The sequence below is a fragment of the Maribacter algicola genome (assembly GCF_003933245.1).
GTDB lineage: Bacteria > Bacteroidota > Bacteroidia > Flavobacteriales > Flavobacteriaceae > Maribacter > Maribacter algicola.
Map to the genome: position 1 here is coordinate 959793 of NZ_QUSX01000001.1, position 13055 is coordinate 972847.

Consider the following 13055-nt stretch of genomic DNA (forward strand, 5'->3'; position numbering starts at 1 on the left):
CTCAAAGATACAATAAGAAAAAAGGTTTGTCGACAGCAAATATCTATTAGGAGTTGACCCAGTTTTTAAAGGCAGTGGCCTTTGCCTTGCTCACTACCACCTTTTCCTCACAAGAAGGTGTAAGGGTTACAATAAGCTTACCGTTAAAATAGTACTTGATGCTCTCCAAAGCATCCTTTTTTACAATAAACTGCCTATTGATCCTATAAAACTTGGAAGGATCCAATTCTTCTTCAATTTCTTCCAATTTGTTATCCATGACATAGGATTGATTATCCAAGGTAATTCCTTTGACAATACCCGTGTCAATTCTAAAATAGGCTATGTTATCCGTTTTTAATGGAATGAGCTGATCGCGATGGCTCACCAAAAATGTCTCCCTATAATTCTTCGCCCCTCCTCTTATTAGTCCCAATAGGCTATTTATCTGTTGTTTGTCTATACCCGTATCCAGGGTTCGGCTTTTGAATTTTTTGATTGCCTCTAAAAGCTCCTCTTCATCGATAGGTTTCAATAAATAGTCTATACTGTTGACCTTAAAGGCCTTTAATGCGTATTGATCATATGCCGTGGTAAAAATAATGGGCGTAGTAACCTCGACTTTTTCAAAAATTTCAAAGGAAAGTCCGTCCGCCAGATGGATGTCCATAAAAATAAGGGATGCCTTGTAGGGTCTGGATAAAAAATCCGCCGCATCGGTCACGGATTCCAAGACCTTTTCCACTTCAATGGTTTCATCCATGCTTTGAAGCAGATAGGCCAAGTTTTCGCTTGCCGCCAATTCGTCCTCTACTATGATTACCTTCACTCGTTTAAATTTTTGATTCTCTTCCTTTAGGTTTCATGACTATTTTGACAAGGGTAATTCTACACTAAATATATCATTATCCTCTCTAATGATCAATTCCTGTTTTAGAAGCAGGCCAAATCGTTTTTTCAAATTTATCAATCCGTTCTTTGTTCCATCCGCCAAATTCGTCCTAGGCCTGATAACGTTCTCTACAAAAATAGACCCATTCCTTTGAACGATGTCCACTTTGAGCGGGTGCGAAGCGGATATCTCATTGTGCTTTACCGCATTCTCTACCAACAGTTGAAGGGCCATGGGCGGCAATTTTTCATCCAGATACGCCTCGTTGATCTCTATATTCAGTTTAAACCGATCCCTATACCGCGTTTCAATGAGATAGGCATAACTTTCCAAATATTTCAATTCTTCCCTGACGGTCACCAAGTTGGAGTCCCCGCTTTGAAGAATATATCGGTACATATGGGAAAGTTTGTTCACAAACTGTGTTGCCGGTTTATTGTCCCTGATCAATGAGGTAAGCGAGTTTAGGGAATTGAACAGAAAATGGGGATCTATCTGATTTTTTAAAGCGGCCAACTCGCTCTGCAAATTCTGCTGTTTAAGCCGTTCGTTCTCCAATTTGCTTTCCTGTTGGTCTGTTTGCAAGCGCAATACCCTCGCAATAAAGAAAAGGACCACCATCAATACCGTATAATTGAAATTACTGAAACCCCTGGCCCTATCATCCATTTCCTGACCGGTAATAAAAGGAAACAAATAATTGAAGAGGTTTAGAAACAGTATTAGAATGAGGATGTTAACGAGTATCGATAACATGACCCCAAGTCTGGGGGATTCCTTAAAATATAAGTATACGGTATTCGTATTGAACTGCAGCATGATCCAGGAGAAAACCACAAAAAACACATATCTTCCTAAAAAGTCTATCAACAGGTCCCTGGAAAGTTCCAGGTTGCCATCGGATAACATATTATAGATATAAATAGACCTTGGTAGGGATATCAACAAGGCCAAAAGCAAAGAGATCTTCAGAATCTGACCTATTTTAACCGGCTTTAGCATGATACTATATTGCATGAATCGTAAGGTTTCAAATGTACATTAATTTTGGTTGGTTGGGCACAAAGAGGTTATTCATGGAGGATAGGCCCCCAATTTAATGAAGGCCTATTAAAAGGAGCTAACTAACAACAATCAACCACCTATTTCGCATATGCGTCAAAATTTTCCGGAAGATATTTGGATACGTCAAAACCTAAATCCACTTCTTCCTCGGCTTCTAGAACAACAATATCCTTTACATCCAATTCCATTCCTTCATAGGCATTAAAACCTAATGGCAGGTATTGCGAAGTATCAAAGCCTAAATCCAACTCTTCCTCGTTCTTCAAGACAACAATCTCGCTGGCATCCAAATTGGCGGACTCCATGGCAATTTGCAAACCTTCTGCAAAGGGATTGTATTTGGCCTTATGCGGATCGTGATTTGTATCCACACAATTAGGATTGGCTTTCGCCGAAATCAATAAAACTCCCAAAATTGCCATTCCTAGTAAAACACTTAATTTATTCATGATATTTATTTTTAATGATAAAATTTTTTTTGAATCATTTACAGGACAAATGTAGGGCTGAAGTATTGCCCATTTTGAAATAGTAAAGTGAAGTGACTGAAAATCAACTTGAACCTGCTTCGTTTTAAAATAAAGTAAAAAGGAATACTCGAATTCAAGTAAACAATGGCACTTGAATTTAGTCAAATGAGAAGTCTCTAAAAGATATTACGGGCAGTATTTACTGCCCGTAACATTATTTGGAATATGATTTATTAAAAAATCAAAGGTCAATGCAATGCATAAGACCTAAATGGATTTTTGGGAAAATTCTCCATCGACCAATCTCCAGATATGTAAAGGGTTGTCGTTTTTAAGTTCAACGGGAAGCAGACTTTCTGGATAATCCTGATAGCAAACTGGCCTAACGAACCTTTTAATTGCATTGGTTCCTACGGATGTAGAACTTGGAGCCGTTGTAGCTGGAAATGGCCCGCCATGCACCATGGAATGGCAAACCTCCACCCCTGTTGGATAACCGTTTACCAGAACTCGGCCCACTTTCTGCTCAAGAATTTCAAACAGCTCGGCATAGTTCTCCAAATCCTCTTCAGTGGCGTGAACGGTAGCCGTTAGGTGACCTTCCAGTTCACGTGCTGCCTTTAAAAGATCCTCTTTTGTGGCAGCTTCCACTACAATGGAAGAAGGACCAAAATTTTCTTCTGAGAGTTTGCTATTTTTTAGATATGTGTCCATTGTCGTCTTAAAGACTTTGGAACTGACGCCAATGCTGTCACTAGGCAATTTTCCCTCACCTATTATTTCCAAATCTTGTGTAGCGGAAAGCGCATCCAAGCCCTTTTTGTATGCCGATTGAATACCTGCGGTAAGCATGGTGGCGGCCTCCGTAGATTTAATCTGATTGGAAAGGACCTCCAAGAATTTATTGGACCTCTCCCCTTTTGGATAGAAACTAAGCCCGGGATTGGTACAAAATTGGCCTACACCCATATTGAGGGAATTGGAATAACCTTGCGCCAATTGTGATGCCCTGTCTTTTAGTGCCCCTGGCAATATGAACATAGGGTTTGTGCTTCCCATTTCAGAAAAGACCGGAATTGGAACTGGCCTGGTATTTGCATAATTGAATATCGCCATACCTCCATTATAAGAACCTGTAAAACCTACCGCTTTAATATCCTCATGTTTGACCAGGTTTTCACCAACTTCAATAGAGGTTCCCTGAACCATAGAGAAAACACCTTCTGGCAAACCAATTTTTGTAATGGCCTTCTGGATGGCTCCGGTAATCAGTTCCGTAGTTCCCGGGTGCGCCGGATGACCTTTATAGACCACAGGACAACCTGCGGCCAAAGCTGAAGCCGTATCCCCACCGGCGGTTGAAAATGCCAATGGAAAATTACTGGCCCCAAAGACCGCCACTGGTCCTAGCGGTATCAACATGTGCCGTATGTCCGATTTTGGCAAGGGTTCCCTATTGGGTTGGGCCAAATCTATACGGGCATCTACCCAAGAACCTTCCCTTACAACACTGGCAAACAAACGTAACTGGTTCATGGTCCTTCCTCGTTCCCCTGTGAGTCGGCCCAAAGGCAATGCGGTTTCCAAATGGCAGCGTTCCAATAATGCGTCCCCTAACGCGAGGATTTCATTGGCAATTTCTTCAAGAAATTCCGCCTTCGTCTCATTGTCCAACTTCCTATATACTTGAAAGGCCGTGGCGGCATTTTTGGCCGCTTGGTCCACATCCTTCCATGTTGAATTTTTGAATTCGCCTTCCAATTTTTGCCCAGTTGCCGGGTTTATGGCCTGATAATATGTCATATCGCTACTCATTAGATATACTTTTTCCTTAAATTTTGTAAACTACCCCTAAAATTAAGGATTGTAATAGAGCTTATCGCGGTATTCCCGCAAGATTTTGCAAATTTATAAGGAGATACCACGTTTCCATGGAATAAAATCATCCTGACCCAAAATATCTGCCTTGGCGTTCACCTCACCGCTGGCCACCTGAATGACGTATTCCAAAATTTCCTCTCCCATTTCTTCAATGGATTTCTCTGCCCGTATAACGGCCCCCGTGTCTATGTCGATGATATCGGGCATTTTCTTTGCCAAATCCGTATTGGAGGACACCTTGATTACCGGAGCAATCGGGTTGCCCGTAGGTGTTCCCAAACCTGTTGTAAAAACTACAACATTGGCTCCGGACCCTACCATTCCCGTAGTGCTTTCTACATCATTTCCTGGAGTACAAAGTAAATTCAGTCCTGGTCGCACTACATATTCACCATAATCCAACACCCCGTTAATTGGGGATGTGCCCCCTTTTTTGGCTGCGCCGGCCGACTTCATTGCATCCGTGATGAGACCGTCCTTGATATTTCCCGGCGAAGGGTTCATATCAAAGCCAGACCCCACCCGTTCCGCGGAATTCTCATAGGCCTTCATCAATTGCATAAAACGATCGGCATCCTCGTCATTTACACATCTGTTCACCAGCTCCTGTTCTACCCCGCATAACTCAGGAAATTCAGAAAGGATGGGAGAACCTCCCAAAGCGGCCAATAGATCAGAGGCATATCCAAGTGCCGGGTTTGCCGAAATTCCGGAAAATCCATCGGAACCCCCACATTCCAGTCCCATTTTCAATTTGGAAAGGGGAGCAGGTTTTCTTTGAATGTTGTTTGCTTCCTTAATTCCTTCAAAAGATTCCTTGATGATAATATTCAACATATCCTCTACGGTTCCCAATTGCTGTTGCTCATAGATCAATACGGGTTTCTGTAGATTAGGGTCCAAGGATTTTAAGGCCTCCGTTAAAAGGTTTATCTGTAAATTTTGACATCCCAGGCTTAAGACCGTAGCTCCCGCCACATTGGGATTTTTGATATACCCTGCCAATAATTTGGCCAAAGTTTCCGAATCTTGACGAATACCACCGCAACCACCTTGATGCGTTATGAATTTAACCTCTATATTTTCAAAAGTTCGTTCACCCGTCGTAGTATCTGCTTTATTGTCACTGAGGTCATTGCCGAGTATAAGCCGCCTTAAAAGTTGTCTTTGATTACTTATTTTTCCAATGGCCAATTCCTTTTCAAAGGTATCCTTTAGTATCTCAATATTTCTATTTTCACAGAACACCAAGGGAAAGAACAGCCATACATTTTGGGTGCCCACCTGGCCATCTGGCCTGTGATACCCCAAAAAAGTTCGTTCCTTCCACTGGGAAATATCGGGAGGGTTCCAAGTATACCTATCCGTTCTTCCTTGTACTTCCGCACTCTGATGCTTTACATTTTCCGTGGTTAAAAGCCCTCCTTTTTGTATGAAGTGGAGAGCCCTGCCTACTATAACCCCGTACATAAAAACGCTGTCTCCCTCCTTTAAATCCTGGATGGCTATTTTATGTTTTGCCTTGGTAGGATTTAAGATGGTAATGTCATGGCCTTCAAAATGTATCACCTCGCCTTGGGTTAAGTCCGCCAGGGCTATGCCGACATTGTCCTCTTTATGTACTTTGATCATCTGCTGCATCATGCTTTTATTTATAGCGGTCCATAAATCTCTTGAATCCCTCCTCTACGCCATTTGCTTCCAAATGATTTAAGGCCATTTCAATGGCTTCGGGAAGGCCGTCCACGTTGTTTAAATTGGTTTCCCAATAGTCAATATTGCCCAATACCTCACGAACCGTGCTCGACAGGTTGGGCAGATCCCAGAGCTTTTTAAAATTATCAACAATCGCCTTATCGTCATTCAATGGCAAATCCACTTCCTTCCATTGGCCATGATAAAATCGGATTAAACAAGCAAAGGCAAAAACCGTTTTTAAGGGTAACCCTTTTTTTAATTGAACATAGCTCAACAAACTAGGGAGGACTCTAACCTTAAACTTGGAGATGGAATTTAACGCGATGCTAGATAATTGATGTTTGATAAACGGATTTCGGAAGCGGTCAAAAACATCATTGGCAAAATCCTCCAATTCCCTTTTGTCCATTTCCAACGTAGGAATTACTTCCTCGAATATAAGGGAGCGAATAAAGGCACCTGTGAAAGAATCGTCCACCGTATCCTTTACAGTTTCATTACCATAAAGCAATCCCAAAGGCACCATCGCCGTATGTGCCCCGTTCAATATCCTTACCTTTCTTGTTCTATACGGTTGCATATCTGGTACAATGTGTACATCCAAATCCGTCTTATGAAATGGTAGTTTCTCCTTTAAGTTAGCATCGCCCTCTATTACCCATAGGAAAAAGGCTTCGGCACTGACAATCAATCTATCCTTATAATTCAACTGACCATCATATTCTTCAATATCATCCTTTGGATAGCCCGGCACAATTCTATCTACCAAAGTATTATGAAAAGTACAGGCATTCAGCACCCAGTGTTTAAAGTCCCCAGAAAGCCCCCATAGGCTTATATATTTTAGGATAATGGTCTTTAAGGTATCTGCGTTGTAATTGATCAACTCGCATGGAATAATAGTAAGCCCTGAATCCTTGCTTCCCTTAAAATACTGAAATCGCTCATATAGAAATAGTGTCAACTTTCCCGGAAATGAATTGGGAGGCTGCATTTCCTGCGTATCATTTTCATCAAAGCTGATTCCGGCCTCCGTGGTATTGGAAATAACAAACTCTAGTTCCTTCTCCCTTGCTAATGACATGAAGGCATTAAACGTTTCGTAGGGGTTGATTCCTTTGACAATGTTTTGAACAAGAATCTTTTCCTGAACCTCAGCCCCATCCCTAATACCATTTGTAAACAATGTATACAATCCGTCCTGCTCGTTGAGCAAGGAAACCATACCTTTTTCAATAGGTTGCACCACGGCCACACCGGCATTGAAGTCGGCCTTATCGTTTAAAACCTCAAATGCGTAATCCACAAACGCACGCAAAAAATTACCCTCCCCAAACTGGACGACTTTTATGGGTAAGTTCTTCAAGCTAATATTAAATTCCCTATTTAGTCTTTGCATAAAATTCTATGGATAGTTTTTTTCAAGACACTGCGAAAGCCTTATAATAATCTTTTGGTAATTCATTTGGATAAGGACAACAATTCCTTAGTAAAACGCACTATCTAATTTTGGAAATAGAGTGCCGAATACAATAATTTCATCAAAATAGTAATATATACCTGGAATTCCCTCTAAGAATCTGCGATTCTTATGGATTTGATAAGGACCAAAGTATCCTTGACCGTTTTAGTAAGTCCATCAAAATCCTTATTTGCCAGGACCTCCTTGCCAATGAGCTGTGAACCCATTCCTACACAGGTCACCCCGGCGTCGAACCAACCTTTCAGGTTACCCTCATCGGTGCTTACCCCACCTGTGGGCATGATGCTGGTCCAAGGTTGGGGCCCTTTGATTGCCTTTACAAAACCTGGGCCATACGTGGACCCAGGAAACAACTTTATAATTTCGCAACCTAATTCCTCCGCCCTATTGATTTCAGTCAATGAACCACAACCTGGAGACCAAAGTACCTTTCTTCTATTACAGACAAGGGCGATATCCTCCCGCAGTGAAGGAGTAACTATAAAGTTAGCTCCCATTTGCATGAACATGCTGGCAGCGGCGGCATCTGTAATGGAACCAACACCCATGATCATTCCGGGTAGTTCCTTAAGTGCATACTTGTTCAACTCGGAAAAAACCTCAAAGGCAAAGTCCCCCCTGGCGGTAAACTCCATAAGACGTGCCCCGCCCTTATAACAGGCCTCCAGTACTTTTTTCCCTAATTCTATATCTGCGTGATAAAACAACGGCACCATGCCTGTTTCCTTCATGACCGCAGCCACTTCCAATCTTGAATATTTTGCCATAAGCACATCCTAAATCCTTCCCTAAGGGAAGGACTTCCATTTTTTTAACTATTAATACTCGATTTTAAACATAAATCTTTTGATCTTACTCTTTTGGAGGGGTTTGTGCAGGCCTATCTAGCTACCCTACCGGAAGCATCTCCTCCCATGAGCTTTTCGACCTCATCGACCGTTACCAAGTTGGCATCTCCCTTGATCGTATGTTTTAAGCAGGATGCCGCAACGGCAAAGTCCAATGCGGTCTGGTCATCGCCTTCATACTTCATCAAACCATAGATCAGTCCGCCCATGAAGGAATCGCCCCCACCGACTCTATCTACAATATCCGTTATCTGGTACTGTCTGGTCTCGTACATTGTGCTACCGTCCCAAAGTACCCCTGCCCATGTATTGTGGGAGGCGGATATGGAACCTCTTAAGGTTGTAATGACCTTTTTGGCTTTGGGAAATTTCTTCATCATCTGCTTGCATACGGACAGGAAAGCTTCGGCCTTTACGTCTGCCCCATCTTTATGGACATCCAAACCTTCCGGATATATACCAAAATGCTTTTCGGCATCCTCTTCGTTTCCTAAGATAATATCACAATAGGAAGTAAGTTCCGTCATTATCTTTTCACGGTCGCCCCCATACTGCCACAACTTTGCACGATAATTTAAATCCGTAGAAATAGTAATTCCTTTTCTATCAGCAGCTTTCACGGCCTCCAGACAAACATCGGCGGCACCTTGGGAAATCGCGGGGGTTATACCCGTCCAATGGAACCATTCTACCCCTTCAAAAACATCGTCCCAATCGATCATGCCCTGTTCAATCTCCGCAATTGCGGAATGTGCCCTATCATATATCACCTTACTTCCACGGCTAACCGCCCCGGTTTCCAAAAAATAGATACCCAAACGGTCCCCACCGTACACAATCTTATTGGTGCCTACCCCTCTTTTTCGCATTTCCATTAACGCACACTCCCCAATATCGTTCTTGGGCAAGCGGGTCACAAACTCCACAGGAACGCCATAATTGGCCAAAGAAACGGCTACGTTGGATTCTCCCCCACCATAGACCACCTCGAACTCATTGGCCTGTGAGAACCTTAAAAAACCGGGTGGTGACAACCGCAACATAATTTCACCAAAGGTTACTACTTTTTTCATTTTGAATTTAGATTGAAAATTGTTTTAAATATTAAAATATTCCTTTGCATTATTATAACTTATGTCCTGTACCATTTTGCCCAACCATTTCGTGTCTTTAGGGAGCTCCCCATTGGCAATATCCCTTCCAATAAGATTGCACAAAATTCTTCTAAAGTACTCATGACGTGGAAAGGATAGAAAGCTCCTTGAATCCGTCAACATCCCAATAAAGCAACTTAACAGCCCTATATTGGATAGGGCGTTCATCTGCTTTTCCATACCATCCTTTTGATCAAGGAACCACCACCCGGACCCAAACTGGACCTTTCCTCGGATAGAACCGTCGTTAAAATTACCGATCATACTCGCCATCATCTCATTATCCCTTGGATTGATATTATAGATGATGGTCTTACATAGCTGGTCATGGGTATCCAGCTCATTTAAAAACTTGGATAAAGCTTCCGCTTGTTGCCAATCCCCTATAGAATCCCAACCGGTATCAGGTCCCAATTGGGCCAGCATCCTGTTATTATTGTTTCTTAAAGCCCCTAAATGAAATTGTTGTACCCAACCATACTCATGATATTTCCGCGAAAGAAACATGAGAATAGCACACTTAAAGGAATCCATTTCATTATTGCTGATAGTTTTATTATCAAACCTCTTGTTAAGCACAGTGTTCAAATCGTGTTCCTTGAAGAAAGTGAAGTACATATGGGGAAGTCCGTGATCCGCTATTCTGCAACCATGGGTATGGAAGTATGCTATTCTTTTTTCAAGCGCATCGCACAAGGTGGCAAAGCTGTTAATGGCAACCCCGGAAACTTCCGAAAGTTCTTCCAAATAATCAACAAAGCCCTCCGCTTCAACGAAAATGGCCTTATCCGGTCTAAACGCCGTGCTTACCTTGGTCTTAAAATTGCTTTGTGCCAACGTTTGGTGATGCTTTAGAGTATCGGTAGGGTCCTCAGTGGTACACAAAAATTCAACATTCATTTGAGTTATCAATCCCCTACTGCCAAAGCCTTCACCCTTTAAATGATCGTTAGCCCGATTATAAATCTGTATAGCGTTATCCGACGATAAAGTTTCCGAAATATTAAAATAGCGTTGCAGTTCCAAATGGGTCCAATGATATAGTGGGTTTCGCATGGTATAAGGTACCGTATACGCCCATTTTTCGAATTTCTCCAGATCCTTCGCGTTACCTGTTATAAATTCCTCGGAAACGCCCAAGGTACGCATGGCCCGCCATTTGTAATGGTCTCCATAGAGCCATGCTTGGGTCAAATTTTCGAATTTAGTATCATGTGCCAGCATTTCTGGTGATAAATGATTGTGATAGTCAATAATTGGCATATCACGGGCGTATTCATGGTACAATATTTTGGAGTATTCATTCTCCAATAAAAAGTCGCCATCCATAAAGGACTTCATAAGATTCTTCTTTAAAATTGATATTCTTTACTTGACCAAATTATAGATTATGTAGGTTTCTAGTACACCAGAAAACCATTTTTTGTTTTAAAAGACCCCAACTAAGGCTTGCGATTCATAGGGGTATCGTCCACTTTCAAATCTCCAGTTACATATTGGAGGCCGTCCAAGTAAAACTTGAATAGCTCCGGATTTTGTAAACTTTGCGCATTGTGCGAAGGAGCAGAATAAAAAACCCGTCCCTTACCATACTTTTTTATCCAGGAAACATAATTCTTAACATCTTTTACCTTATGCTTGATTCCTTCTATCTTATCCACCTCAAAATAAAGTAAGGGTCTAAAATTATAATCAAAGTAGGCATTTTTGAAAAAATAGGGCTCATCAATATGCTTTAATCCCTTTCCATTGAAAGCACTCACCAAGGGATGGTCCTTGTCCACTTCCTTAAGATGTATTTCCTGCTGTTTTGGATGATAATCAAAACTCCCTCCGGTCATTGTACTGAATTCCGGGGAATTGTTCTGTACCACAATAGCACCATGCATAATCACTAGTCCACCTCCTTTTTTCACATATTCCAATAAGTTGGACTCATAATGTAGCGCTTTCTCATTGGCCTCTTCATCCGATATGGAAGAATACTTTTTTAACAAGTCATAAAACAAATTTCTTTCAGGACCTGTTGGGTTCGAATTGTTCAATATTACAGCATCGTAGTTTTTAAGGCTTTTCTTTTCAAAATGGGTGATGTCAAAACCGATTTGAACTTCAAAGGCTCCTGTTTTACTAGCCAAAATTTTCCAGACTTCGTTGTTATGGGGTATGGTCCAATGGTCAAAGCCCGTTGCTTTTGAGAACACGAGCACCTTTCTTTTTTTTTGCCCAACGACTGTGGTTTTTGATGGGGCGTTATCATAAATACTTGCCAACCATTCATCGGTTATGGGCAATGGTTTTAACTCTTGGGCACTAACTGCGCTGTACATTAGGGTAGCGCAAATAATTAAGGAAGGCAAAACCTTTTTCATTTTGAAGTGGATGTTCTAATTATTAATTTATGACGAACTAAAATAGTATTCGTAGTCTGTAGGTTTATGTTACCATTGAGATGAGCTATAATGCTTTCTCCTGCAAGCGTTCCCATCTTATATCCGGGATATTCTATTGTTGTGAGGTTTGGACTGACTATTTCGCAAACGGGATCATTATTAAAACCAACTACTTTTATGTCCTCCGGCACCCTGTAACCTTCCCTTTGCAAGGCTATAATGCAGTGTGCCGCAAAACTATCGCTGGCAACAAATAGTCCATCTATTTTTTTACCTGCCCGCTTAATGTGGCTAATGACTTCTTGAATATGTATGGGGTCAAGGCCAGTTTCTATCAATTGATCGGCATGAAGCGAAATGCCGTTCATTAAAAGGGCTTGTTTAAAACCTTTGAATCGATCCGCGTACAATGACCGTTTTAGATTGCCGCTAACGTGCAAAAGGTTTCTACACCCTTGGTCTATAAGGTGCTGCCCCGCATCAAAACCTGCCGCTAAATTATCTATTAAAATGGTGGGGCAGTTGGGAAAGTCAATTACGCGATCAAAAAACAGCAACGGAATTTTCCGAGAGGTAAAGGCCTCAAAATGTTCATAATTGTTTGACTCGTTGGCCAAGGACACCAACAAAGCATCCACACCACTGTTCAACAGTGTACTTGCGTTTATTTTTTCCTTCTCTTCAGATTCCTGGGACTGACTTATAATAAGGTTATAGCCCACCTTATTTGCGACTTGCTCGATTCCCGCAAGTACCGTAGACATAAAATATGAATTCAGTCTTGGTACAATTACCCCTATAGTATTTGATTGTTGCTTGCTCAAATTGGAAGCGAACTTGTTTGTTCTGTAACCCTTTTCATTTGCCAGGTCCAAAACCTTTTTCTTGGTTTTATCGCTTATGGACGGATGACCATTAAGACTACGGCTAACCGTTGCAGGAGATAAACCCAGGAGTTCCGCCAAGTCATAAATGGTTATTTTTTTTGACATAGAAAAAGTTTAGTTGGATAAAATTATGCAACAAAAATAAGGTTTATTGCATAAATGAACTAATAAAAGGATAAAAATTAGTGTCTATAAGCGTAATATTTATAAATATACTAATACAAATATGTTAATTTTGCAATTATTTACGAAATATATTATGCAATCGGTTGCTTTTTTCGATATTGATTTCTAGATTTGGCTCC

11 protein-coding genes are annotated in these 13055 nt (G+C 41.3%); all 11 read right to left on the minus strand.

Translation table 11 applies throughout. The features are described from left to right. Positions 1–46 precede the first annotated feature (46 nt). Positions 47–808, minus strand: coding sequence for a LytR/AlgR family response regulator transcription factor (locus DZC72_RS04030; protein WP_125221591.1), 762 nt, complete (start codon positions 806–808; stop codon positions 47–49). Between the two features lie 39 nt (positions 809–847). Beyond that, positions 848–1888 (minus strand): sensor histidine kinase, encoded by a 1041-nt coding sequence (locus DZC72_RS04035; RefSeq protein ID WP_125221592.1) that lies wholly within the window; start codon positions 1886–1888, stop codon positions 848–850. A gap of 125 nt (positions 1889–2013) precedes the next feature. Next, complete coding sequence (locus tag DZC72_RS04040) at positions 2014–2385, minus strand: hypothetical protein (protein WP_125221593.1); 372 nt, start codon at positions 2383–2385, stop codon at positions 2014–2016. 288 nt (positions 2386–2673) lie between these two features. Beyond that, the gene (locus DZC72_RS04045) at positions 2674–4221 is read right to left on the minus strand and encodes an aldehyde dehydrogenase (NADP(+)) (RefSeq protein ID WP_125221594.1); all 1548 of its coding nucleotides are present in this window, start codon (positions 4219–4221) and stop codon (positions 2674–2676) included. A 93-nt stretch (positions 4222–4314) separates the two neighbouring features. Then, positions 4315–5931, minus strand: coding sequence for a UxaA family hydrolase (locus DZC72_RS04050; protein ID WP_125221595.1), 1617 nt, complete (start codon positions 5929–5931; stop codon positions 4315–4317). A 4-nt stretch (positions 5932–5935) separates the two neighbouring features. Next, entirely contained in the window at positions 5936–7384 is a 1449-nt protein-coding gene (locus DZC72_RS04055) for a tagaturonate reductase (RefSeq protein ID WP_125221596.1), read from the minus strand. A gap of 173 nt (positions 7385–7557) precedes the next feature. Continuing rightward, complete coding sequence (locus tag DZC72_RS04060; RefSeq protein WP_125221597.1) at positions 7558–8235, minus strand: bifunctional 4-hydroxy-2-oxoglutarate aldolase/2-dehydro-3-deoxy-phosphogluconate aldolase; 678 nt, start codon at positions 8233–8235, stop codon at positions 7558–7560. A gap of 113 nt (positions 8236–8348) precedes the next feature. Beyond that, positions 8349–9389: a sugar kinase gene (locus DZC72_RS04065; protein WP_125221598.1), complete on the minus strand. Its 1041-nt coding sequence runs from the start codon at positions 9387–9389 to the stop codon at positions 8349–8351. 24 nt (positions 9390–9413) lie between these two features. Then, positions 9414–10811, minus strand: a complete 1398-nt coding sequence (gene uxaC, locus DZC72_RS04070; protein WP_125221599.1) for a glucuronate isomerase — start codon at positions 10809–10811, stop codon at positions 9414–9416. A 101-nt stretch (positions 10812–10912) separates the two neighbouring features. Continuing rightward, complete coding sequence (locus tag DZC72_RS04075; RefSeq protein WP_125221600.1) at positions 10913–11842, minus strand: ThuA domain-containing protein; 930 nt, start codon at positions 11840–11842, stop codon at positions 10913–10915. Then, positions 11839–12855 carry a LacI family DNA-binding transcriptional regulator gene (locus DZC72_RS04080; protein WP_125221601.1) on the minus strand — a complete coding sequence of 339 codons (1017 nt, stop codon included), beginning with the start codon at positions 12853–12855 and terminating at the stop codon, positions 11839–11841. Before DZC72_RS04080 ends, DZC72_RS04075 begins: the two co-directional genes overlap by 4 nt. Positions 12856–13055: the final 200 nt, after the last annotated feature.